Source organism: Pseudomonas sp. GOM7 (assembly GCF_026723825.1).
Lineage (GTDB): Bacteria > Pseudomonadota > Gammaproteobacteria > Pseudomonadales > Pseudomonadaceae > Aquipseudomonas.
Genome location: NZ_CP113519.1, coordinates 1,298,729 through 1,323,285 on the forward strand (window position 1 = coordinate 1,298,729; position 24,557 = coordinate 1,323,285).

16 protein-coding genes are annotated in these 24,557 nt (G+C 63.6%); 6 read left to right on the top strand and 10 right to left on the bottom strand.

Annotation, left to right across the window (positions count from 1 at the left end; genetic code table 11):
- The first annotated feature begins 31 nt into the window (after positions 1–31).
- On the top strand, positions 32–1,312 hold the full coding sequence (locus OU800_RS05865; protein ID WP_268184214.1) for an alginate export family protein: 1,281 nt from the start codon (positions 32–34) through the stop codon (positions 1,310–1,312).
- Between the two features lie 75 nt (positions 1,313–1,387).
- Here OU800_RS05865 and OU800_RS05870 read toward each other — a convergent pair whose 3' ends face one another.
- Together OU800_RS05870 and OU800_RS05875 are read right to left on the bottom strand one after the other, a co-directional pair.
- Complete coding sequence (locus OU800_RS05870; RefSeq protein ID WP_268181925.1) at positions 1,388–2,452, bottom strand: ATP-binding protein; 1,065 nt, start codon at positions 2,450–2,452, stop codon at positions 1,388–1,390.
- Entirely contained in the window at positions 2,449–3,183 is a 735-nt protein-coding gene (locus tag OU800_RS05875) for a response regulator (RefSeq protein WP_268181927.1), read from the bottom strand. Before OU800_RS05875 ends, OU800_RS05870 begins: the two co-directional genes overlap by 4 nt.
- A 160-nt stretch (positions 3,184–3,343) precedes the next feature.
- On the opposite strand from OU800_RS05875, the gene OU800_RS05880 reads away from it, so the two are divergent.
- The 4 genes from OU800_RS05880 to OU800_RS05895 are packed head-to-tail and all read left to right on the top strand — an operon-like array spanning position 3,344 to position 10,631.
- On the top strand, positions 3,344–4,498 hold the full coding sequence (locus OU800_RS05880) for an efflux RND transporter periplasmic adaptor subunit (RefSeq protein ID WP_268181929.1): 1,155 nt from the start codon (positions 3,344–3,346) through the stop codon (positions 4,496–4,498).
- A 16-nt stretch (positions 4,499–4,514) separates the two neighbouring features.
- Entirely contained in the window at positions 4,515–7,652 is a 3,138-nt protein-coding gene (locus OU800_RS05885) for a multidrug efflux RND transporter permease subunit (RefSeq protein WP_268181930.1), read from the top strand.
- Positions 7,652–9,088: an efflux transporter outer membrane subunit gene (locus OU800_RS05890; RefSeq protein WP_268181932.1), complete on the top strand. Its 1,437-nt coding sequence runs from the start codon at positions 7,652–7,654 to the stop codon at positions 9,086–9,088. Before OU800_RS05885 ends, OU800_RS05890 begins: the two co-directional genes overlap by 1 nt.
- A gap of 31 nt (positions 9,089–9,119) precedes the next feature.
- A complete protein-coding gene (locus OU800_RS05895; protein ID WP_268181934.1) occupies positions 9,120–10,631 on the top strand; it encodes an MFS transporter in 1,512 nt (503 codons plus the stop codon).
- 408 nt (positions 10,632–11,039) lie between these two features.
- On the opposite strand, the gene OU800_RS05900 is transcribed toward OU800_RS05895, so the two are convergent.
- The 8 genes from OU800_RS05900 to OU800_RS05935 form a co-directional block, all read right to left on the bottom strand.
- A complete protein-coding gene (locus tag OU800_RS05900) occupies positions 11,040–11,834 on the bottom strand; it encodes a hypothetical protein (protein WP_268181936.1) in 795 nt (264 codons plus the stop codon).
- 177 nt (positions 11,835–12,011) lie between these two features.
- Positions 12,012–13,043, bottom strand: coding sequence for a hypothetical protein (locus tag OU800_RS05905; protein ID WP_268181938.1), 1,032 nt, complete (start codon positions 13,041–13,043; stop codon positions 12,012–12,014).
- A 2-nt stretch (positions 13,044–13,045) separates the two neighbouring features.
- Positions 13,046–14,077 carry a hypothetical protein gene (locus OU800_RS05910; protein WP_268181940.1) on the bottom strand — a complete coding sequence of 344 codons (1,032 nt, stop codon included), beginning with the start codon at positions 14,075–14,077 and terminating at the stop codon, positions 13,046–13,048.
- Positions 14,074–17,943 carry a toxin VasX gene (locus tag OU800_RS05915; RefSeq protein ID WP_268181942.1) on the bottom strand — a complete coding sequence of 1,290 codons (3,870 nt, stop codon included), beginning with the start codon at positions 17,941–17,943 and terminating at the stop codon, positions 14,074–14,076. The genes OU800_RS05910 and OU800_RS05915 overlap by 4 nt, the downstream gene beginning before the upstream one ends.
- A complete protein-coding gene (locus tag OU800_RS05920; protein ID WP_268181944.1) occupies positions 17,940–18,737 on the bottom strand; it encodes a DUF4123 domain-containing protein in 798 nt (265 codons plus the stop codon). Before OU800_RS05920 ends, OU800_RS05915 begins: the two co-directional genes overlap by 4 nt.
- Positions 18,734–20,815, bottom strand: coding sequence for a type VI secretion system Vgr family protein (gene tssI / locus OU800_RS05925; RefSeq protein ID WP_268181945.1), 2,082 nt, complete (start codon positions 20,813–20,815; stop codon positions 18,734–18,736). Before tssI ends, OU800_RS05920 begins: the two co-directional genes overlap by 4 nt.
- A 381-nt stretch (positions 20,816–21,196) precedes the next feature.
- On the bottom strand, positions 21,197–21,715 hold the full coding sequence (locus OU800_RS05930) for an Hcp family type VI secretion system effector (RefSeq protein WP_003241180.1): 519 nt from the start codon (positions 21,713–21,715) through the stop codon (positions 21,197–21,199).
- A 315-nt stretch (positions 21,716–22,030) separates the two neighbouring features.
- The gene (locus OU800_RS05935; RefSeq protein ID WP_268181947.1) at positions 22,031–22,798 is read right to left on the bottom strand and encodes an IclR family transcriptional regulator; all 768 of its coding nucleotides are present in this window, start codon (positions 22,796–22,798) and stop codon (positions 22,031–22,033) included.
- A gap of 212 nt (positions 22,799–23,010) precedes the next feature.
- Between OU800_RS05935 and OU800_RS05940 the strand changes: the two genes are divergently transcribed.
- Positions 23,011–24,555: an acetolactate synthase large subunit gene (locus tag OU800_RS05940; protein ID WP_268181949.1), complete on the top strand. Its 1,545-nt coding sequence runs from the start codon at positions 23,011–23,013 to the stop codon at positions 24,553–24,555.
- Positions 24,556–24,557 lie beyond the last annotated feature (2 nt).

Below are 24,557 nucleotides of genomic sequence, written 5' to 3' on the forward strand. Positions count from 1 at the left end.
CCTGCGTAACAACGGCACGTTCGCTCTGGCCATGGCGATCACCGCTACCCTGGCCGGACAGAGCCATGCCTACGAGCTGTATGCTGATGACGACACCCAGTTGAATGCCGACCTGCTCGCCGTGTTCGGCATGATGAACAGCCGCAAGAACTACGATGGCACCACGGGTGGTTCCACCTGGCGTGAGGGTTTCATCAAATACGGCCTCAGTGGCCAGCAAGGGCTGGGTAGTGCCGGCAGCCTGTATGGCGCCTTCAATCTGGTCAGTTCCGGCACCTGGGGCGATGGCGACCCGGCTGGCAACACCCTCGGCACCGAGCGCACCAGCAAGATCGAAGATGCCTACCTGGGGTGGCGCTCGGGGGAGCTGTTCCCCGTGCTGGGCAAGGATGGCGTGGACTTCTCCGCTGGGCGCCAGGTGGTCAAGCTGGGCCGTGGCTTTTTGATCAACGACGATGGCCCGAACCTGGGCAAGGGCCCGGCGGACGGTGCCCTCAATCGCGGCGGCGCCTACTACATCGCCGCGCGTCACGCCTTCGACCGCACCGCCGTGCTGCGCCTGGGGGGCGAGGACGGCGTGCATGGCTCGCTGGTCTGGCTCAAATCCGACAACCGTGCCCAGGCCGAAACCGAACTGGCCGCTGGCACCCTGGATTACACCAGCTACGCCGGTACCCTGGGGCTGACCTGGGTGCATGGCCTGGACGTCAACCAGCGCTGGGCCACGCCGATCCAGAGCGAGCGCGACAACCTGAACGTTTACAGCATCCGTGGCGAAGGCAGTGCCGGCATCGAGAATGCCAATTTCGCCTTCGAGTATGCCTGGCAGGATGTCGATACCGGGGTGGAGAAGGCCTGGTACGCCGAAGCGGGCTACACCTTCGCCGACGCGCCCTGGTCGCCGAACCTGACCTATCGCTACACCCGTTATTCGGGCGGCTGGGACTCGCTGTTTACTGGCCTCAGCAGCGGCTATGGCACCTGGGTTCAGGGTGAGGTGGCGGGCAACTACGCCGGCCCTTTCAACAGCAATACCGGCATTCATCATGTCGCCCTGAAGGCGTCACCGCTGGAGGGCCTCACCCTGGGGGCGTTGTACTTCGACTACAGCACCCTGCATGACCGCGACACTCTCAACCTGGATGCCCGCGAGCTGGATCTGTATGTGGAGTGGGCGGTCAGCGATCACCTGATCATCAGCCCGCTGGTGGGCTTGTATCAGCCGAAGCAGAGCGCCGATAACGGCGGTAATCAGGTCGGTGGCAATGGCACCAACGTCTACAGCCAGCTCATGGTAGTCGTGCCGTTCTGAGGTGGAGACCCTCCTGGTGCGACCGGGCCGTACGTGCCGGTCGCCTGTCCTGCAGCCGCCTTCGGGGGGCTGTTTTTATTGCTGCACCGGCCAGCTCAACACGAAGCAGCTACCGCCGTTCGCGGACGGCTGCCAGAACGCCCGTCCGCCATGGGCTTCGGCGATGGCCTTGACCACCGCCAGGCCCAGGCCGCTGCCGCCGCTCTTGCGCGAGCGCGAGGGGTCGCCACGGCGAAAGGCCTCGAAGATGTCGGCGGCCAGGGCGCTGTCGATGCCGGGGCCGTCGTCTTCCACGCTCAGCCGGCAGTCGCCGTCGGCCTGCTCAAGGCGTACCCGCAGCGTGCCAGGGTCGGCATGGCGCAGGGCATTTTCCAGCAGCGCCATCAGCGCCTGACGGATACGCATGGCATCGCACTCCACCAGCAGCCCGGCGTCCAGCTCCTGCTGCAGGTGAAAGCCTTTTTCCGCCAACGGCGTGGCGAAGGCCTGCAGCACGCTGCCCAGTTCATCGGCCAGGGGCACGCGGCTCCGTTGCACTTCCAGGTGGCCGCTGTCGTTGAGGCTGAGCACGCGCAGGTCTTCGATCAGGTGGTTGAGGCCCTCCACCTGGCGCAGCAGACCCTCGAACAGCTCGCTGCTGGGGCTGAACACGCCTTCGGCCAGGCCCTGCAGGCGGCCGCGCAGAATGGTCACCGGGGTGCGCAGTTCGTGAGCGATGGCGGCGTTCCAGAAGTCGCGCTCGCGGGTCATGCTCTGCAGGCGCTCGGCCATGGCGTTGAAGTCGCGCACCAGTTGCGCGGTTTCGCCCATGGCCTGTTCGTCCAGCGGTGCTCGCGCGTCGAGCCTGCCCTGGGCCACTTCACGCAGGCTGTGCGCCACCGAGTTCAACGGGGTGATCAGCCGTCGCGACAGGCGTACGGCGACGAACACCGCCATGCTCAGGGCGGCGATGGTGGTGCAGCCGATCCAGATCATCTCCACCCGCGAGGGCATCCAGGTTTCCGAGATGCTGCCCGGCAAGTAGGCCATCGCGATGGCGTAGAACACGTAGGAGCCGAACATCGCGATGAAGATGATGCTCAGCGCCATCACCGCCAGGGACTGGATGAACTGCCGGCGCAGGCCCGGAGTCGGCTTCATGATTCGGCGCCGAAGCGATAGCCCACGCCCCAGACACTGGCGGGCACGCCCTGAATGTCGAGGGCTTCGAGTTTCTTGCGCAGCTTGCTGACGTGGCTGTCCACGGTGCGCTCCTGGGTGTCGCCCTCGGGCAGGCAGCTCTCCAGCAATTCGGCGCGGCTGAATGCCCGTTTCGGCGCTCGCATCAGGCAGGCCAGCAGCTTGAACTCGGTCAGGGTCAGTTCCAATGTGTGCGGCTGGCCATCACGCAGCACGCTGGCCTCGTGGCTGTCCAGGTCGACCTGGAATGCACCGACGCGCAACACCTGGGTGGCTGCAGGTGCGCTGGCTCGCGTGCGCCGTAGCACCGCTTGCACCCGCGCCACCACCTCGGCCGGGTTGAAGGGTTTGACCACGTAATCGTCGGCGCCCAGGCGAAGGCCCATCAGCTTGTCGATGTCCTGATCGAGCGCGGTGAGCATGATCACCGGCGTGTCGCCCCGAGAGCGGATTTCGCTGAGCACCTTCCAGCCATCGACGACCGGCATCTGCACGTCGAGCAGTAGCAGATCCGGCTTGAGCGCCTGGTGCAGGGCCAGGGCCTGCTGGCCATCGCTGGCGTGCTGGGTACGCAGGCCGCTGCGTTGCAGGTAGGCGATGAGGATGTCGGCGATCTCGGCTTCATCCTCGGCGATCAGCACCAGTGCCGTGGCGGGGGAGGCAGGGCTGGTGCGCGCGTGGGGATCGGACATGGGCAGGCTCGCAGACGGTGGTTGCGAATGTTATCGCGGCCTCCATGCTTTCTCCACAAAGCCTCGAATCATTCGCAACAGCCGCGCTTCAGACTGCTGCCTCGATCAGCTCCGGCCGGTATCAGGTCATCGGAGCCCAGTGTTCAGTGAGGAGTGGGTCATGGGCAGTAAACAGCGGCATCTGGGCATCGTGCTCGCAGGGCTTGCCGTATTGGCACTGGCTGGGTGCGACGCGCAGCCCGAGCAACGCGAAGCAGCCGCGCCGCTGCAGGTTTCGGTGCTGACGCTCGAGGCGCACGAACTGGCGGTCAGCGAGGATCTGCCAGCGCGTGTGGCCGCCGTGCGCAGCGCCGAGATTCGCGCGCAGATCGGCGGCATCGTGCAGCGCCGCCTGTTCGAGCAGGGCGCCGAGATCGAGGCCGGTGCCGTGCTCTTCCAGATCAACCCGGCGCCGTTCAAGGCCGAGGTCGACAGTGCCGCTGCCGCCTTGCAGCGCGCCGATGCGACCCTGGCGCGGGCGCGCGTTCAGGCCGAGCGCCTGGCCCCGCTGGTGCAGGCCGAGGCGGTCAGCCGCCAGGTGTATGACGACGCCGTGGCGCAGCGCGAGCAGGCCGCCGCCGATGTGGCCCAGGCTCGTGCGACGCTGGCGCGGCGCAGGCTGGATCTGCAGTTCGCCAGCGTCGAGGCGCCGATTGCCGGGCGCATCGACCAGGCGCTGGTCAGCGAAGGCGCGCTGGTGTCGCCCACCGACGCCACGCCCCTGGCGCGCATCCAGCAGATCGACCAGGTGTACGTCGACGTGCGCCAGTCCGCCTCGGTGCTGGACGCGCTGCGTCAGCAGGCCGGCTCGGCGACACCGGAACTGAGCGTCGACATCCTAGGCAGCGACGGCAAGCCACTGGGCCTGCGCGGGCGCATCCTGTTCTCCGGCATCGAGGTGGATGCCGGCACCGGCGACGTGCTGCTGCGCGTGCTGGTGGACAACCCGCAACGCCGCCTGTTGCCTGGCCTCTATGTTCAGGCGCGGATTCCCCGTGCCCATTATTCCGCCGCACTGAGCGTGCCGCAGCAGGCAGTGACCCGCACGGCAGGCCAGGCCAGCGTGTGGGTGGTCGATGCCCGGGGCCAGGCACGGCCGGTGCCCGTCGAGCTCGGTGAGCTGGTCGAGCGCCATTACCGCGTGGTGTCCGGGCTCAGTGCCGGACAGCAGGTGGTGGTCGAGGGCATCGAGCGCCTGAGCCCTGACGCCCAGGTCGCCACGCGCCCTTGGCAGCCCGCCGCCAACGGCGAACGCCTCAGCGCCGTCGCGCGCTGAGTTCGGAGAGATCGTCATGCCGCAGTTCTTCATCAATCGCCCGGTGTTCGCCTGGGTCATCGCCCTGTTCATCGTGCTGGTCGGCGTCATCGCCATTCCGCAGTTGCCCATCGCCCGCTACCCGTCGGTAGCGCCGCCGTCGGTAACCCTTTACGCCACCTATCCGGGGGCCACCCCGCAGACGCTCAACGACTCGGTGGTGAGCCTGGTCGAACGTGAGCTGTCGGGGGTGAAGAACCTGCTGTACTTCGAGTCTTCGGTGGACACCTCGGGCACCGCGCAGATCACGGCCACCTTCAAGCCGGGCACCGACGCGGAGTTGGCCCAGGTGGACGTGCAGAACCGCATCAAGGCGGTGGAGCCGCGCCTGCCCCAGGCTGTGCGGCAGAACGGCCTGCAGGTGGAGTCCGCCGCCTCGGGCTTTCTGATGATGGTGGGCATGACCTCGCCCAACGGCCAGTTCGATGAAGTGGCGCTGAACGATTACCTGGCGCGCAACATCGTGCAGGAGCTGCGCCGCATCGATGGCGTCGGGCGCGTGCAACTGTTTGGCGCCGAGCAGGCCATGCGCGTCTGGGTCGACCCCAACAAGCTCACCGCCTACGGCCTGACCATGAACGAGCTGGCCCAGGCCATCGAGCAGCAGAACGCACAGATTGCCCCCGGCCGGGTCGGTGACGAGCCGACCATACCAGGCCAGCGCCTGACCGTGCCGTTGACCGTGCAGGGACAATTGAGCACGCCGGAACAGTTCGCCGCCATCGTCCTGCGCGCCGCTGCCGACGGTGCCAAGGTGGTGCTCGGCGACGTCGCGCGCATCGAGCTTGGGGCACAGTCCTACGCCTTTTCCAACCGCGAGAACGGCGTGGCGGCAACCAGTGCCGCGATCCAGCTATCGCCCGGTGCCAACGCCGTGCGTACCGCCTCGGCCGTGCGTGAGCGCCTGGCCGAGCTGGCGCCGAGCATGCCGGCGGGCATGGCCTACTCGGTGCCGTTCGATACCGCGCCTTTCGTCAAGGTGTCCATCGAGAAGGTGATCTACACCCTGTTCGAGGCCATGGTGCTGGTGTTCCTGGTGATGTTCCTGTTTCTGCAGAACCTGCGTTACACGCTGATCCCCGCCATCGTCGCGCCCATCGCGCTGCTCGGCACCTTCGCGGTGATGCTGCTGGCCGGTTTCTCGATCAACTCGCTGACCATGTTCGGCATGGTGCTGGCCATCGGCATCATCGTCGACGACGCCATCGTGGTGGTGGAGAACGTCGAGCGGCTGATGGCCACCCAGGGGCTGTCGCCGAAGGAGGCTACCGTGCAAGCGATGCGGGAAATCACCGGGGCGATCATCGGCATCACCCTGGTGCTCACCGCCGTGTTCATCCCCATGGCTTTCGGCAGTGGCTCTGTGGGGGTGATCTACCAGCAGTTCACCCTGTCGATGGCGGTGTCGATCCTGTTCTCGGCCTTCCTCGCCCTGAGCCTGACACCGGCGCTGTGCGCCACGCTGCTGCGCCCGGTGGGTGCCGAGCACCATGAAAAGCGCGGCTTCTTCGGCGCCTTCAACCGTGGCTTCGAGCGCCTCACAGCGAGCTACGGCGCGCAGGTGGCGCGCCTGGTCGGGCGCAGCGGGCGGATGATGGCGGCCTTCGCCGTGCTCTGCGCGGTGCTGGCCATCGCTGCTGCGCAGTTGCCCTCGTCCTTTTTGCCCGAGGAGGATCAGGGCTACTTCATGACCTCCATCCAGTTGCCCACCGGCGCCACCAGCGAACGCACGCTGGACGTGGTCAAGGCCTACGAGGCGCATGTCGCCTCGCGGCCCGGGCTGGACGCCAATCTGGTGGTGCTGGGCTTCAGCTTCGCCGGTTCCGGCCCCAACGCCGCGATTGCCTTCACCATGCTCAAGGACTGGGATCAGCGCGAGGGCGCCACGGCTGCCGAAGAAGCCGCGCTGGCGCAGCAGGCCATGGCGGGCAATGTCGAAGGCACGGTGATGAGCCTGATGCCGCCGGCCATCGACGAGTTGGGCACCTCCTCCGGTTTCACCCTGTTCCTGCAGGATCGCGCCAACCGTGGCGAGACCGCGCTGCTCGCCGCGCAGGCGCGTCTGTTGGAACTGGCGGCGCAGAGCGAGGTAGTCAGTGATGTCTACCCCGATGGCCTGCCGCCCGGCGAGAGCATCCGCCTGGAGATCGACCGGCAGAAGGCCGAGGCCATGGGCCTGTCCTTCGCGGCCGTGAGCAGCACGCTGTCGGCGGCCATGGGCTCGCTGTACGTCAACGACTTCCCCAATGCCGGGCGCATGCAGCAGGTGATCCTGCAGGCCGATGCGCCGGCGCGCATGCAACTGGACGACGTGCTCGGCCTGCGCCTGCGCAATGCCAGTGGTGGCATGGTGGCGCTGCGCGAAGTGGTAACGCCGGTGTGGAGCGAGTCGCCGCAGCAGATGATGCGCTTCCAGGGCTTTCCCGCCGTGCGCATCGCCGGGGGTGCCGCTGCCGGTGTGTCCAGCGGTGCGGCGATGGCCGAGATGGAGCGCCTGGTGGCGCAGTTACCGCAGGGCTTCGCACTGGCCTGGACCGGGCAGTCGCTGCAGGAGCGCCAATCGGCGGCGCAGGCGCCGCTGCTGATGCTGCTCTCGGCGCTAGTGGTGTTCCTGGTGCTGGCGGCGCTCTACGAGAGCTGGTCGATCCCGCTGTCGGTGATGCTGGTGGTGCCGTTGGGCCTGCTCGGTGCGGTGGCCGCGGTAATGCTGCGCGGCATGCCCAACGACGTGTTCTTCAAGGTTGGGATGATCACCATTATCGGCCTGTCGGCGAAGAACGCCATTCTCATCGTCGAGTTCGCCCGCCAGTTGCATGCCGAAGGGCGCTCGCTGATCGACGCCGCCGTGACCGCTGCGCGCCTGCGCCTGCGGCCGATCCTGATGACCTCGCTGGCCTTCACCCTCGGTGTGGTGCCGCTGATGCTGGCCTCCGGCGCCAGCGCCGAAACCCAGCACGCCATCGGCACCGGGGTGTTCGGCGGCATGCTCAGTGGCACCCTGCTGGCGGTGTTCTTCGTGCCGGCCTTCTTCGTCTTCGTCATCGGCACGCAGGAGCGCTTGAGCACCTGGCGTGCGCAGCGTGGCGCCACCGCGCTGACCCAGGAGAACCCCTGATGCGCCTATTGCTGACCCTGCCGCTGCTCGCCTGCCTGTGCGCCTGCTCGCTGACGCCGACCCTTGAGCGCCCGGCTGCACCGGTGCCGGCGAGCTTTCCCATGAATGCTGCCACGCCGGCCTCGGCGCTGCCGGCCAGTGCATTGGGCTGGCGTGCGATGTTCGGCGACCCGCGCCTGCAACGGCTGATCGACCTGGCACTGGCCAATAACCGCGACCTGCGCCTGGCAGCGTTGAACGTGGAAGCGACGCGAGCGATGTTCAATATCCAGCAGGCCGCACGCCTGCCCTCGGTGTCGCTCGATGCCAGCCATACCCGCGAACGGGCCCTGGCGCAGGGCAACAGCGACGAATCGCGCCGCGAGGTGAATCGCCAGGTCGGCGTGAACGTCGGCATAAGCGCTTTCGAGCTGGATCTGTTCGGCCGTGTACGGTCGCTGTCCGATGCGGCGCTGGCCCGTTACCTGGCCAGCGAGCAGGGCCGTGATGCGGCGCAGATCACCCTGATCGGCGCGGTGGCCGAGGCCTACTTCGCCCAGCGCCTGGCCGGCGAGCAACTGCAACTGGCCGAATGCACCCTGGCCGACTGGCAACAGTCGCTGGAGTTGGCGCGCCTGCTCAAGCAGGCCGAGCAGAACAGCAGCCTGGACGTGGCCCAGGCCGAGGGGCAGGTGGCTCTGGCCGAAGCCGACCTGGAAGCGCGCCGTCGCACCCTGGCACAGGCGGACAACGCCCTGCAGTTGTTGGTGGGCAGCGAGCTGCCGGGCGACCTGCCTGGCGGCTTGCCACTGGAGCGCCAGTCGGTTATTGCGCAACTACCGGCCGGGTTGCCAGCCGACCTGCTACTGAACCGGCCGGACCTGCGCCAGGCCGAGCAGATGCTGGTGGCCGCCAATGCCGATATCGGCGCGGCGCGGGCGGCGTTCTTCCCGCAGATTTCCCTGACCGCCTCCTTCGGTTACGCCAGCACCTCGCTCGCTGGCCTGTTCGACCCGAGCCGCCAGGTCTGGCGCTTTGCGCCGCAGATCTCGCAGCCACTGTTCCAGGGTGGGCGCCTGCGTGCCGAACTGCGCCTGGCCAAAGTGCGCAAATCCGAGGCGGTGGCCCAGTACGAACGCGCCATCCAGATCGCCTTCCGCGAGGTGGCCGATGCCCTGGCTGGTACGGCTACCTTCGAGCGCCAGATCGAGGCGCAACTGCGCGCGGTGACAGCGGCCGAACGGCGCCTGGCGCTGTCCGACCTGCGCTACCGCGCGGGCCTCGACGGCCGCCTGGAACTGCTCGACGCCCAGCGTCAGTTGCAGGCCGCACGGCAGGCGCTGCTGGAGCTGCGTCGTGCGGAAATCGCCAACCGGGTGGCGCTGTACAAGTCGCTGGGTGGCGGCCTGGATGAGCGCGACGTCACCAAGATTGCCGCTGTCACGGCGGCTCAGTAGAGTCCATTCGATTTTGCCCATGAGCCTTTCCATGCGTGCTGTCATTCCTCGTCGCTGGCTGATCCTGCTGGCCGTCATGCTGGCCTTCCTGCCGGTGGTCATCGACATGACCATCCTGCACATCGCCGTGCCCTCGCTGACCCTGGCGCTCGGCGCCTCGGCCACCGAGGTGCTGTGGATCATCGACATCTACCCGCTACTGATGGCGGGCCTGCTGGTGCCCATGGGCACCCTGGCCGACCGCATCGGCAACCGCCGCGTGCTGCTCAGCGGCCTGGTGGTGTTCGGCATCGCCTCGCTGCTGGCGGCCTTTGCGCCGACCCCGGCGCTGCTCATCGCGGCACGGGTACTGCTGGCCCTCGGCGGTTCGATGATCATGCCCTGCGTGCTGGGCATCATCCGCCGCACCTTCGACGATGACGACGAGCGCGCTATGGCCCTCGGGCTCTGGGGCATGGTCGGTGCGGCTGGCGCGGCGCTCGGGCCGCTGATCGGCGGGGCGCTGCTGGAGCACTTCTGGTGGGGCTCGGCCTTTCTGATCAACGTGCCGGTCATGCTGGTGGTTGCGCCGCTGGTGTTCCTCCTGCTGCCGCGCAGCGAAGAAACCACGCCCGGCACCTGGGCGCTGGGCCAGGCCCTGCTGCTGATCGCCGGCATGCTGGCGCTGGTGTATGGCATCAAGGCTGCCGTCGGCGCCACCCAGCCGCTGGGAGTGGCACTGCTGATGGCGCTGCTGGGGTTCGCGTTGCTGAGCTTCTTCGTGCGCCTGCAACTGCGCTCGGCGACGCCCATGCTCGACCTGTCGCTGTTCTCGCGTCCGGCGATCCTGGCCGGCATCATCATGGCGGTGGTGGCCATTGGCGCATTGGCCGGGGTCGAACTGACCCTGGCGCAGGAGCTGCAATACGTGCTGAGCAAGACGCCGCTTGAGGCCGGCATCTTCATGATCCCGATCATGGCCGCCGCTGCTGTCGGTGGCCCGCTGGCTGGTTACCTTTCCAACCTCTGCGGCCTGCGCCTGGTGGCCAGTGCGTCGCTGGGCCTGTCTGCCGTGGCCCTGGCCTTTCTGGCCCTGGCCGATTTCCACCAGCCGGGCTTCGCCGTGCCGGCGATGCTGGCGCTCCTGGGCCTGACCCTGAGCATCGGCCTGACGGCCTCGTCCATCGCCATCATGGGCTCGGTGGAGGCCAGCAAGGGCGGGGCAGCCGGCTCGCTGGAAGCCACCGCCTATGAGCTGGGCACGGGCCTGGGCATCACCTTCTTCGGCGTGTTCATGAACAGCGTGTTCCGCCACAGCATCGTGCTCGACGCCGAACTCGCCGCGCCGTTGGCCGAGCGCGCGGCACGCTCCATCGGCGACAGCTATCAGGTCGCCAAGGGCCTGGCCGAACCCCAGGCCAGCGCCCTGATCGAGTCGGCCAAGGTAGCGTTCTCGGCCACCCACTCGACCTTGCTGATGACCTCGGCGGCGATGGTCGGTGTGCTCGCGGTGGTGGTGTTCTTCATGCTCGGCGGGTACCGCAAGGCTGAACCTGTCGACTAGCTGGCGGTGTTTTCACCCGTGCCTGATGCTCTGCATGGCGCCCCAAAGCCAATACCTGTTATCCGGCAAGGACCATCGGATTGGGCGGCGCAGGGTGTCGAGATGGGGGAGTGTGCTCGTTCATTTGACTTCACGCGCCTTGGTCTTGAAGGCCGCTGCTATCCAGTAGCGTGGAGCGCGGCTAGTGAGTCAGTCATGGAGGCGGGATGGCGGTACTGTGCCAGATAAGGGATATCCGGCAGTGAGGGATGTCTGGTTATCTGGCAGGTTGCGGCTCGACATAGCACAGAAACATAAAGTGAACGGTTGAACTGATGGTGTTTTGATTAATTTCCTTCTTCCAACAGCGGTAGTGAACGATCCCGGTCAGCAATAAAAACCTATCTCAGCGTCTTCCCTAAGACGCCGTTACTGACGTTTCAAAAAGTCGTTGCAATCTTTGGGGATACTCATGTTTAGTGTTGAGCCAAACTCGAAAAGTTGTTCGTCGCGCCATTTGAATGCCCTTGATTTGATATCGGATTCATAGCTTGATACCTGTTCTTTATTGGTGAAGATATCACCCCTTTCGTATAGGATCATTTTTCTGTTTGGCTCGTCATGAACGATAGGGTTCAATCGAACTATCTGATCCTCCTGCTCACTGAAGAACCATCCCTCGCCAATGTAGCGGCTGTCGAAATGACCATAGAAGGGTTTCAGTTCCCAGGCAATGAAATCATCGGGCTCTCGGTAAGTAAGCGATTGTTCTGGTGGTGATCCATTTTCCACTGAAAAAAATATAACCGGGTTTTTGATGTTTTTTTGCATTCCAGATCGAGCGCTACCTGGATCACTTCGATTTTTTTCCTGCACGATGACTAGGCTGCCGTGTTTCGTCTTTGCTGACACCTGGCATTTGCCATCTTGAAATGATTCGACCTTGATGCCCTCAAAATTATCAGGAAGGACAGGATCGCTCTGAGTGACGCCGGTGCCCAGCCCAAATAGCAAATTAACATAGCTGCATTTGCCGTGAATATGCCGGGCTTTCATTTCGCAAAGCTGATAGCTCGAGCCTTCGATAATGGCTCCATTCTTACTGTAAGCAATCCATGTTGATGTTTTGGGCGAGAGTATGATTGCTGCAATTAATGATAATGCAAGTAGGATTTTTAAGATGTTGAGAGGGACTTTATGCCGTATGTTGATTTCTGTACTCATTGGCTGGCTGCTTCTTGCTCTGAGGTCTGCTTGGTAAGGGGGTTGATGGCCACTCAGAATGGTTTGTTTGGAGCCTGATGCTGAACTTTTCTTTATTTGCGATAACGCAAATTTCAGTGTGTCGCCAGTCACAAAACTAGCGGCCTCACTTAGTATCTATGCCGTGCAGCGATTATTTCATCCTAGGTACCTCACGTATTGGGCCATCAGATTGGGGCGGCTAAGTGCATCGAGCTGGTTGATACGATCCTGCATCGTCAGTATCGCGGCCTTGAAGGTGCGGTCGTTCATATCGCGCCAGTAGCGCGGATTGCGCCCGCTGCGGTGGTCGTGCTCGGCAGTCACTGGATCAAGGTGGCGGAACTCTTCCCACACCGGGATATCCGGCAGCGGCTTGCTGATATCCATATAGTTCTGCCACATGTCCCAGAGCGCCAAACTGTCCTTGTCTGAACTTTGCCGACCGATTACAGGCATAAAGTCGATGGTGACCGGGTGATAGCGATGTACCAGGTGCAGCGAATACAACGGAATGCCCTGGCGATCCGGCAGTACATGCACGGAAGCATCGAACTCGTAGAATGGGCGGACGAAGTTGCCATCGATACCGTACTGGCTGAACTGTCCCGGTTTGAGGGCAAAGATGGTCACCATGCCGGTTTGGCGATTGAGTTCCCAGAGCGGCCCCTTGGAAGGGGTAAATATCCAGTGGGAGGGTAGGCGGTGTACGACGATATGGCCGATTAGCCAGCAGGCAAGAGGCAATGGCAAGAGAAAAGAAGAGATTCCATATAAGTAATTAATCACTCGCTCAAGAGATTCGGCCCGTAATGCATAGAGGGGCATCATTATTAGGAAAGTAATTCCAAGCGCTATATAGGAGAATCCTCTCCCCAATCCCCATAGATAGACCCAGAACTGCGTCCAGCGTGAGGCATGGGCTCTCCGATAACAGACATGGTTGCAGGCATTGTGAAACTTCGCCTCGTCACGGGCTCGAGCCCCGGGGTTCTGGCGTTCGTGCTCTTCCTGCTCGCGTAGCCTGCTTGGCGCGTAATGCTCCATCAATGCATAAGGCGCCACATCCTGCGCCTCTCCCCAGGGCAAGGGCATGCAGAGCAGGCCAGCATGCTGGCGAATCTGCGGCGGTTGCTGGGGAATATGCCGGGAGTCATAGGCCTGGGGGCCGTAGGGCTGAATATTGGTCATCGTTAGAGATAGAGCACATGGCGGGCCATGATATTGGGCCGCGACAGTGTGTCGAGCTGTTGGACGCGCTGGGTCATGGAGGCCACGGCTTCCTTGTACTCGGCATCGTCCATATCGCGCCAGTAGCGCGGGTTCCTGCCGGTACGGCGGTCGTGCTCGGCGGTCACTGGGTCGAGGTGGCGGAACTCTTCCCATACGGGGATATCCGGCAGGGGCTTACTGGTGTCCATGTAGTTCTGCCACATGTCCCACAGTGCCAGGCAATCCTTGTCCGAGCGGCGCAGCCCCATCACTGCCTTGAAATCAATACGCACCGGTTGGTAGCGATGCACCAGATGCAGCGAATACCAGGGCAGTCCCTGACGGTCGGGTATGACGTGCACGAACGCATCGAATTCGTAGAAGGGGCGGACGAAGTCGCCATCGGCACCGTACTGGCTGAACTGGCCTGGTTTGCGAGCGAAGATGGTCACCATGCCGGTCTGGCGGTTGAGTTCCCAGAGCGGCCCCTTGGAAGGGGTAAATACCCAGTGGGAGGGTAGGCGGTGAACGACGATATGGCCTATTAGCCAACAGACAAGAGGAATAGGCAAAAGAACATATAGTGTATCAAGTAAGTCAGAAACTACTTGCGCAACCGAATTAGCGGTAAAAATACTAATCGGCAACATAATTATCAGTGAGAAACCTAGAGAAAAGTACGAGAACCCTCTACCCAATCCCCAAAGATAGACCCAGAAATGCGCCCAACGGGAGGCGTGGGCTCGCCGGTAGTAGATATGACTGCAGGCGTTATGAAACTTCGCTTCATTTCGGGCACGGGTGCCTGGCTGCTGGCGCTCCTGCTCTTCTTCCTCACGCAGGCTAGCCGGGTCGTAGTCGTCAAAGAACCCATAAGGCGCCACATCCTGCGCCTCTCCCCAGGGCAAGGGCATGCAGAGCAGGCCGGCATGCTGGCGAATCTGCGGCGGCTGCTGGGGAATGCGCCGGGAGTCGTAGGCCTGGGGGCCGTAGGGAGGGCTGGTATCGGTCATCGGTCGTTTCGCTTGTCGGCCTTGTAGGTTTGCTCATCGGCCCAGAAGGCCTGCCCGGTACTGCCGAAGTCAGGACGGGTATGGGCAGGGCGGTTGGGATCATAACGCAGCGGGTCGGTGGGCGCTGGTGCCGGGAAGTACCACTTACGTTTACCGTTATCGGCGATCAGTTGGGCGCGTACCGCCCAGCTATAGCGGTAATACAGGCCGACGCCGCCGTGGCGCTCGCTGGCGGGTGTGACGGGTTGCTCCATATAGAGTTCCAGCCCTTCGGGCGTCAGCACCTGGCGGGCCAAGCAGGGCGGCTTGCTGCCGGCCTGCTTGGCGCTGGTGTCGAGGTCGTATGCCTGGCCCCTTACTAGCTGGCTGTTCTCATAACTGCCATCCGGGCTGGAGTGGTTGGTATGCAGGCGCAGGCGGGTGCTTAGCTTGAGTTGGCTCTGCCCGAGCGCGCCGGCCAGGCCGGGCAGGTTGCTGCGCAGGCTGATGCGGATATTGGCCCGGCGCATGGCATGGAACCAGGCCTCCTCGCCAGGTGCCGGATAGCCTTGTAGTGCCTGCTGCTGATGAGGGTTGGCGGCAATCTCGATGCGAATACCGGCGAACAAACCGACCAGACGGTAGAAGGCCTCGTGCTCATCCAATAGGTGGGCGGGGCGCTCGCTGCTCATAAAGGGCAGGAGGCCGGGTTGATCCTTGCCAAAGGGACCGAGCTTGAGCCATTCCTCGACGGGGGTATCGTCCAGCCACCAGACCAGGCCCAGGCCGGCTAGGGTCAGGGCCAGGCCGATGGCCACGGCCCAGCCGCCCGGCCCCAGGGCGAGCAGAGGAGCGCCAGCAGCAGGGCCGGCCATAAATGCGCCAGCGAAAGCGCTAAGCCCCCCGGCGGCCATCAGCATATAGCCCCAGCCGGCCTCGTCCCCCAGAGCGAACTCATGCAGCGCGTCGGCCAGGCTGATTCCCGCGAACAGACCCGCAGCCCCAGCGCCCAGCAATATGCGCCCGGTCACATGGGTGGCCAGCAGCTTGCCCTGGCTGCCTGGAATCTTGAAAAGTTTGTGATCCAGCTTCTCGATTGCGGCCTGTACGATCCTTGTGTTTTCTGCTGAACGCTCAATTAGAAGCTCCAGAGCAATAGCTGCATCGAGAGCAGCGCTACCCATCCCAAAGTTTGCTCTTGACCTACTGCGCAGCCGTTCCGTTTTTTTGATGGCCTGCAACTCAGCCTTCACATTCCACCCTTCGACCATCAGCAGAAAAGCCGGCAATATCGGCGTATTGAGTGTGCGATAGACCTTCTGTCGCAGCGCCGAATGATTGACCACAAGAGGGTCGTTGCGCGCCTTGTCAAAGAGTGCCTTCTGCCGCTCCAGCTCGATTTCCGCCTGATATAGCTCGTTCAGTTGCTGCTCGAGTGCCAGCAGGCGCTGGGCAAGGGCATCGCGATTGGGTAGCACCACCAGCAGCATCTCCTGCTTTTCCAGCGCCATGCCGGCCGCGCGGGCCTGCCCGGCGCTGGTGGTGGCAACAGGGGTGTCGCCGTCGTGGAGGGTGCCGGTCATACGGGTGGCGCGCTGCTGGATGTCAAAGCCCAGTACCTCGGGACGGACGACCATCAGGTCGCGCTCATTGACTCGACCAGTACGAGCGAAGTGCAGGTTGCCCAGGGTGTCGGGCAGCATCGCACGGGCTTGCTGAATACTCCGAGCCCGGTAGGCATCGATACGTCCCAATTGTGCTTTGGAGCGCATTTCCCCTTGATCTCGAGCTGTCTCCTCGCGTTGCCTGGTCGTCTGTTCCTGCTGGTTTTTCACGCGGGCTTCTGTGAGCTGCGCTTCGGCCACGGCGTCCTCTGCCTTCTGAAGTACACCCAGTAAGGTGCCCAATACGCTCATGACGGCGTTGACCGTACTTTTCAGGCCCACCAAGGTATTGAAGGCTCCCTGCTCCGCCGCCGTGACGAGGGCGCGTGCCTCCAGCAGTTGCAGGGTGCCGGAGCCGACCAGAGCTTTTTTTTCCAGGGCCGCAAGCGCCAGAGGGCGGAAACGGCCATCGCCTTGGTTTTCCTCGGGCCCCTCCGGTTTACGGTAGGGTGCCATCACCGCCTGCTCGCTGGTCGGTGGCCAGAGCATGGCGTGCAGTGGTTGGCTGGGGGATTCGGCAATGGTCAGCATCAGTTGCTGCAAATCGCCGGAGCCGCGTCGGAAGCTGAGCCGTTGCGGATCGCTGGCGGGCTTGAGCATGGCCGCCAAGCACTGCCCGGTCAGGGCGAAGGCGCCAAGGTAGTCGAAGCCGTCCAGGCAGAACAGATCGCCAAGGGCTTGCTGATAGCGGGCACTCTCGAAGCACTTGCCAAGACTGCGCTGGGCCTTGCCATAACAGAGGCTAGCGTGGCGTGTCAGGGGTTCCGCCAGGGCATGGCGAATGCGCTGGTGGCCTTCCTGCTCCAGTACCTTGGAAAAGCGGCTCAGTGGGTTGGGGCGCCCCTCCATGCGCAGGGGCAGGATGAAGTTGCTGACGAGCAAGGCGCTGCCGTGGTGGCGTTGCATGCTGGCTCTTTCTGCAGCCAGGGTGATGACCTGCTGGGCGGCGTCGACCCGGTCGCGCAACTGGCGAAGCCGGTAGAGCGGATCTTCGACCAGTATGCCGGCGACCTGTCGCTGACGAGTCTCGGCCAGCGCATCATTGGCGGCCGGCTGGGCCTTCCAAGCTTGCTCGCTGTCGCTTTGACTTGCATCCACGGTCGTGCCACGCAGTTCCGCCAGCTTGCGGCTGAGGCCGAGGCTGAGTGGGTCGAGTTCGGGCGTTCCGCGCGGGTTGCCGTGCTCCCCGCGTTCGTAAGCATCGAGCAGCGCCTGGGCCTTGCGTTGGCAAGTGCTTGGATAATCACCCGCCAAGTTGTGCAAGTAGTGGCCGGGGTGCTCGAACTGTAACTCGTACAGAGGTTCCCTGGGGCGCTGTGCTGCGGCCAGAGCGAGGGGGAACGGGCGGCCTTCCAAGTTGCGGCGGCGCGCCTCGGCGCTGACAGCAGGTGCCATGGCGGCCTGGTTGTTGAGCACCATTGCACCCAATAGAGCTTGCAGTAAGGCACGACCATCCGGCCCTGCGGCCATTTCGCCAAAGCGCCGGGGTAGAGCCTGCATGTCGAAGGCCTGACAGCGTTGAGCTCTCAGCTCGGCATCCTGCTCCAGGCGAGCGAGACGTGGCGCGGGCAACTGGATTTCTGCATAGGCCAGTTCCACATCACGTACGGAGCGGTTGTTCCAGCTCGCGGGTAGCCAGATGTCCTGCAGTGCTTTACCACTGGCTTCGCGATGGCCCGCACGGAACCCATCGGCTTGTCGATAGGCCTTGATATCGATGTCATAGAAGGTGGTTTTGCCATCGGCCTGGCGAATTTCCAGTTCCCGCCAGAGCTTGCCGTGGTAGAAGACATAAACGTAACCGGGGCGTGCTAGCACGGGCACCCCTGGTGCCTTGTCATCGAGTACGCCACGCATTGAGGTCAGTGGGACGACTGGGACTATCTGATTCCACTGAGCCTCACCAGGCGCTTGGCGTGTTGTGGGGCGTATGCCTTCAAGCAGGGGAACGCGGATAGGCTTGCCGCGCTCGCTTTCGATTTCCAGCCAAAGATTGCGCTTGGGCTGCCCTTCCCAGTCCCACACATGCAATACGCTACTGAAGCTGTCGCTGGTCTGGATTTCCGGTTTGTCCTGCTGGGTCAGGCTGGTCAGCGGCGCATTGTTCTCATCGCAGATCACCAGTTTCTGCGTGGTCGGGTGATCCTTGCCCACTACCTGGACGATGAGCTTGCCGGCCTCGCAGGCGGCGCCTTTGCTCAGTGCGCATACGTTGTTGCTCATACGCTGCTTTCCTTGTCTGTCGTTTGGGTCAGGTGCCTGGCGAGTGCGTCGAGGCGTTCCTGATCGGTGCCGTGCGGTAGCGCAACTGGCGGTGTCGCGTGTGGGTTGGCGTGGCGCAGGTCGAGGTAGGCGCTCAGCGATTCAGCCGTCACGAAGCCGGTCTGCATACCGGCGCTCAGGTAGTCCCAGGCCGTTTGGAAGCCAATACCGCGTTGCTGTTCCCACCACTGGTAAAGAAAGTGCTCGCCCTGCTGGCGTTGCAGGGCTTGCTCCTGCATGGCGCTCAAGTGCAGCTCCTGTGCGCTGGCCGTTGGCTGCCAGCGGTTTGCCTGCTGGTTTTCGACATGCCGCCAGGCTGCCTGGCCATTCGCAAGCTCATGCCAGGTGCCGCCATACCAACTCAGGCGCTGTATGGGGCCGAGCCAGGTGGCAAGGCTTTCGGCGTCGCAGGCTGGGAAGAGGTAACTGGCCGTGCGAGGCCTCGAATAGCGCAGCACGCCTCGGCGCTCCTGATCGAAGCGGATGAACAGGATGTGGCGCAGGTGAGCCAGCAGCTCTTGCGTCGTTGCTGGGGTTTCCAGCAACAGGCCGGGCCAGGCGAGTGGTTCGCCCTGCACGGCAGCCAGCAATGAGGGATTGGCCTGCGCATGGATCAGCAGGGGGCTTTCTTCCTCACAGGCCGCTAGCTCGGTGTCGTCGAACAGGCGTACCGGATCAGGATCCTCCCCGAGCCGATAAAGTTCGGGGAGCAAATGCTCCGTACGCTCCAGCAGTAACCAGTGCTTGGTGCTCATGCGCTGGCTCCTGCGTTCATGGCCTTGCGGCAAGGGCAGTCGGAGAGTGGGCATTGCAGCGGCGTGCCGCCCTTGGGCTTCTGGCAGAGCTCGACGATGGGCAGCTCTTCACGCAGACGCTGCTTGAGCAACGCCCCCGGTACATCCGCATCCGCCGGCCTCACCGCTCCCGGCAGGATGGGCGCCGCCCCCGAGCCGTTGCCCGGCGCACCACCGGAGTTGACCTTGATCACCGGCCCCACCAGGGTCACGCCGCCGCCGTCGAGCTTGATGAAGCTGCCGCCGCCCTTGAGGGTCAGTTCGCTGCCGGCTTCGAGTACCACTTTCAGGCCGCTGGAGAGGTGGATTTCCTGGCCGGCTTCGATGAACTGGCCGTTGCCGAGCTTGATGTGCTGGCTGTCGCCGACGCTGAGGTGGTCGTTGGCCTTGATCTCGGTCTTGCGGTCGGCGTGGGTGGTGCGGTGTTCTTCGGCCTTGAAATGGCTATAGGTATTGGCTTCGACGGTGTCGTGGCGCTCGTTACCGACGCGGATCTTCTGGTCATGCTCGATGTTTTCGTCCCAGTCGCGCTGGGCGTGGACGTAGATCTGTTCGGCGCCCTTGCGGTCTTCGATGCGCAGTTCGTTGTAGCCACCGCCCCCAGGGCTGCTGAGGGTCTTGAACACGCTGCGGGTCTTGTTCGCCGGCAGGTCGTAGGGCACCACGTGTTCGGCGTGGTACAGGCAGCCGGTGACCAGCGGCTGGTCGGGGTCGCCTTCGAGGAAGGTGACCAGCACTTCCATACCGATGCGCGGGATGGTGATGGCGCCATAGCGGTCACCGGCCCAGCTAGAGCTGACGCGCAGCCAGCAACTGGTCTTGTCGTCGGCCTGGCCTTCACGATCCCAGAAGAATTGCACTTTCACGCGGCCATATTGGTCGCAGTGGATCTCTTCGCCGGCCGGGCCGGTGACCACGGCGCTCTGGCTGCCAAGCAGGCGCGGCTTGGGGTGGGCCAGCAGCGGGCGGAAGGGCACGTCCCACGGCGTGGCGGTAAAGCGGTTGCGGTAGCCCTGGGTGAAACCGTCGGCAGGCTGGGTGTCGCTGGTGACCGATTCTTCCAGCACCTGCGGCTGCTTGCCTTCGTGTTGCACTTCGGTAAGCAGCCAGAGCTGGTTCCACTCGCTGCGCGGGTGCTCGGTCAGTTCGAGAAAGTGGCCGCTGACCAGGGTCGGCGAGTCGCCGTCGCCCTCGGCCAGCTCGAAGTCGTGGCGGTGGCGCTCCAGGGCACGTTTGGCCAGGTGCTTGCCGCGCTCGCGGTCGGTGTAGCGGCCGGGGTAGTCGTAGTCTTCCAGCTTGGGCTGGACGTCACCGTCGGCCTTGGCCTCCAGTTGCAGGCGCGGCTTCTCGAAGTCGTAGTCGCGGCGGGTGACCTGGCTGGTGCGGGTTTCCACCCGGGCGCCGAAGTGCTTGATCACCGGGTCATCCGCCACCAGGCCGGTGTCCTGCTGGTAGGCCAGCGGTGCCAGGCGCGGAAACGGGGTCTGGTCATCGCCGAAGGTCAGTACATGCCCCTCGACGCTATGGCGGAAGTGGTAGTGGATACCTTCCTCTTCGCACAGACGCTGGACGAAGTGCAGATCCGTCTCGTCGTACTGCACGCAGTACTCGCGCTCGGGGTAGAGCGAACCGAGCTGGAATTGATAAGCGTCGGCCTGGATGCCGTGTTCCTCGAGCACCTGGCTGATGATCTTGTCCACCGTCAGGTGCTGGAAGATGCGTTGGTTGGTGCGGTGGGCCAGGTAGGCCAGTTGCGGCACCAGGGTCAGGTGGTAGCGCGTCATGCGCTGGCCGGACTCACCCTGGGCGATGCGGTGGATAAGGCCGTGGATGCCGGCGCCGTGTTGGTCGAAGGCGAGAAAGGCGCGCTGGTGCAGCAGGCTTTCCAGATCGAGGTCGGGGCGTTCGCTGATCAGCGCCACGCTGAAGGCGTAAGGCTGACTGATGGCTTCGCGCCCGCTGAATTCGAGCACCTGCAGGTCGTGTTCGACGCCTTCGATGCTCAGGCTGAAATGGGTCTGATTGGCCGGGGCGAACATTCTGTGTTCCTCTCGTTTCGATCCATGAAGGGCACCTCTAAAAACTACCTGCGTTGCCATCACTGCGTTAAAAACAAGCTCAAAATGCTCATTTACAACTCGTAAACTCCGCTTTTTCGCTTGTTTTTGCCTTGTGCTGACTGTCTCGCCTACGTTTTTAGAGGCGCCCTGGCGGCGCGGGCCATTCTAGGCAGGCAGCGCGACAAAGGCTGTGTTCGGGTTGGCGGTTGCGAATGATCAGGTGAAGGAAGCTAAACGGCTCGACGCATCGTGGCTAAAGCCCCTCCCACATAGATCAACCCCCATTCACACAAATCGTCGTAAACGCAACGGCCAGGACGATGCCTGGCCGCTGCGGTATTACACGAACTCGGCCAGGACTTAGGCAGAGATCGGCGTACGCCAGTCGTCGGAGCCGGAAGTGCCGGAGACTTCGTGAGTCCAGACGATCTTGCGGTAGGTGAAGTAGACGTCTTCCAGGTGAGTGAAGTGGGCCATGTTCGGGTCCTGGCAGTTCGGCATCCGCGACTGCACGTCGACGATCACGGCGTCTTCCAGCTCGATGGTGAAGTAGTGCTCCTGGGTACCGGTGGAGGAGGTGCGGTACCACTCCAGGCGGCACTTGTTCAGACGCTCACCGGAGGTCAGGGCGTTGAAGATCAGCGGCGAGGACTTGTCGAAGACCTTGGTGATCATCAGCGGCTTGTGCACGCGCTGGCCGGTGGGTTGGCCGGACTGCGGATCGCGGGGGATGATGACCTGGTGGTTGTAGGCTTGCACCAGAATCTGGTCTTCATGACCTTCCTGGAAGATGTTGCCGACCGAGTCTTCGGTGAAGGTGCCAGCGGTGATCAGACCTTGTTTGGTGCCTTCGAGGGACAGATACGCGGGTGTTGGCATGAGTGCTCTCCTTGCCTTGGGTCATGGATCGAAAGTGATCCGGGAGCCTGGTCTAAAGCGATCTGCGTGCCAACTTTTACAGCTCAATATAAATCAGGCACTTGGCGTGACCAATGAATGATATATGGTCATATTGCGTGCCAGGTCACGGAAAAGTGCGCAAGAAGTTGCGCAGTGCTGCGCAAGTTTTTGCGCAGCAACCTCAAGCCCTTTAACAGCGCGATCTACAGCAATTTGTCCACAGGGTTATACACAGTTTGCTGTGCAAGAAGTTGCGCAGTTGGCTGGCTGCTCCGTCGCCTGTGATGCGCCCTTTCAGACCTCTTTGCCCGTCTGCTGCGCCTGCATGTTGGCGGCGATGATGCGCGTGGTCTGGATCACCAGGTCGATGACGCGCTCCTGGCGCAGCAGTTTGAAGGTGTCGGTGCTGCCCACGGCCGAGATGCTGCCGACCACTTCCTTGCCATCGGTGACGATGATCGGCGCGGCGATGCCGGTCAGGCCCAGGTTCAGTTCGTCATGGGTGATGCAGTAGCCGTCCTTGCGAATCTTCTTTGCCGCGCGGGCGAACTCCGACCAACTGCGCTGGCTGTAGGGGTTGTCGGGATCCCTGGAAATCTGCTCCTCGAACAGTTTGAGCAGGCGCCGGCCCTTCTGGTAAGCCACCAGCACCTTCGATTGCGCACCGCGAAACAGCGGCAGGGGATGGCCACGGCCGAAGGCGAAGTGGTGCTGCTCGTTGGGGTCGGTGATGTAGGTGTTGATGATGTGGCCGTCGTAGAAAACGCTGGCGAACACCGCCAGGCCGGTTTCCTCGGCCAGGCGCTGCATGGGTTCACGACCGGCGATGAGGATGGGGTCGTACTGCCGCATCATCCAGTCCAGCTCGATGATGCGTGGGCCGAGGGCGTAGTTGCCGGCTCCGACACGGCTCAGCAGGCCGGCCTCACAGAGATCCTTGACGTAACGGTAGACCGTGGCGCGCGACAGCCCCATGCGCTCGGCGATGGTTTCCGGATCTAGCTGCAGTTGCTGCGGGCCGAACAGATCCAGCACCCCCAGGGTCTTGCTCAAGCTGCTCATGGTGTTCCTTTCAGGTTCGGCCCCGTGCGGAAGGGGGGATGGACGCGTGCCTCGAAGCATAGCTGGGAATTGCCTTGATTTTCGAGCGTATTTTTAGGTCAAAAAATCTCATTTATCTCGTATTTTGAGCTTTTTGATAAAAAATACTTGTTGGTATTGCGTTGCGATGCAATAAATCTCGCATTCGTCAACGCATGCCATGGGATCGTCAAATGAATGGTGCCGAATCGCTCATCAAGGCCGCTGTCGCCAGCGGTATCGAGTACTGCTTCGCCAACCCCGGAACCACCGAGATACCGCTGGTCGCGGCCATGGGCGCAGAGCCTGCGCTGAAACCTGTGCTGTCGATGTTCGAGGGCGTCTGCACCGGCGCCGCCGACGGCTATGGGCGTATCGCCGGCAAGCCGGCCATGACCCTGACTCATCTCGGCCCGGGCTTTGCCAACGGCATCGCCAACCTGCACAACGCGCGCCGCGCCAATACGCCGATCGTCAATGTGATCGGCGACCACGCCTCCTGGCACGTCAACTACGACCCGCCCCTGGCCAGCGATATCGACGCCCTGGCCGGCGCGGTGTCCGGCTGGGTGCGCACTTCGCGTCATGCGCAGCGCATCGGCGAGGATCTGCAATGCGCCGTGCAGGCGGCCTGGCAGCCGCGCGGGCAGATCGCCAGCCTGGTGCTGCCGATGGATCTGCAGGCCAACACGGTGGATGCCGAGGCGCTGCGTTTCGCTCCGCTACAGGCGCCGGTGCGGCGCTTCGCCGGTGACAAGGTGGAGCGCGTGGCGGCCGAACTCAAGGCTGGCAAGCGCCTGGTGTTCATCGTTGGTGATGACGGCCTGACGGCGGCTGGCCTGGAAGCGGCTGGGCGCCTGGCCCAGCTCGATGGCGTGCGTTTGTTCGCAGAAACCTTCCCGCGGGTCAGCCATCGCGGTGGCGGCCTGCCTGATCTGGATCGTCTGCCGTACTTCCCGGAAGTGGCCATCGAGATTCTCGACCAGTACGACCTGGTGGTGTGCGCCGGCGTGCCGGAGCCGATCAGCTATTTCGGTTACGAAGGCATCGCCTCGCGCCTGGCCGAGCGTGATCGCCTGCTGTCGCTGGCCGAGGTCGGCGACGATGTGACCGGTGCGCTCGCTGCTCTGGCCGATGCCCTCGAGGCCCCGGCGCATATTCCCTGCGAGCAGGGTATCGAGCTGCCGCCGGCCGACGAGGCGTTGACGCCGCAATCGGTCGGGCGCGTGCTGGCCGCCGCGCTGCCGCATGATTGCATCGTCTCCATCGAAGGCGGCACCTGCGGTTACCCCTTCTTCACCGCCTCGGCCGGTGCCGCCCGCCATCGCGTGCTGACCAACACCGGCGGTGCCATCGGTCAGGGCATCCCGGCCGGTTTCGGCGCGGCCCTGGCCGAGCCGGGCAATACGGTGTTCTGCCTGCAATCCGACGGCAGCGCGCAGTACACCATCCAGACCCTGTGGAGCATCGCCCGCGAGCAGTTGCCGGTGATCATCCTGATCGCCGCCAACCACCGCTACGCGATCCTGCAGAACGAGCTGCGCCGCTATGGCGTCACCGACTTCGGCCCGCAGGCGCTGGCATTGACCGAGCTGGATCGCCCACGCGTGGACTGGAAGGCCCTGGCCAAGGGCTACGGCGTGCCGGCCAGCAGCGTGCGCAGCAACCTCGAACTGCGTCAGGCGCTGGCGACTGCCATCGCCAGCGCCGCGCCCTGCCTGATCGAAATGGAGCTGTGAGC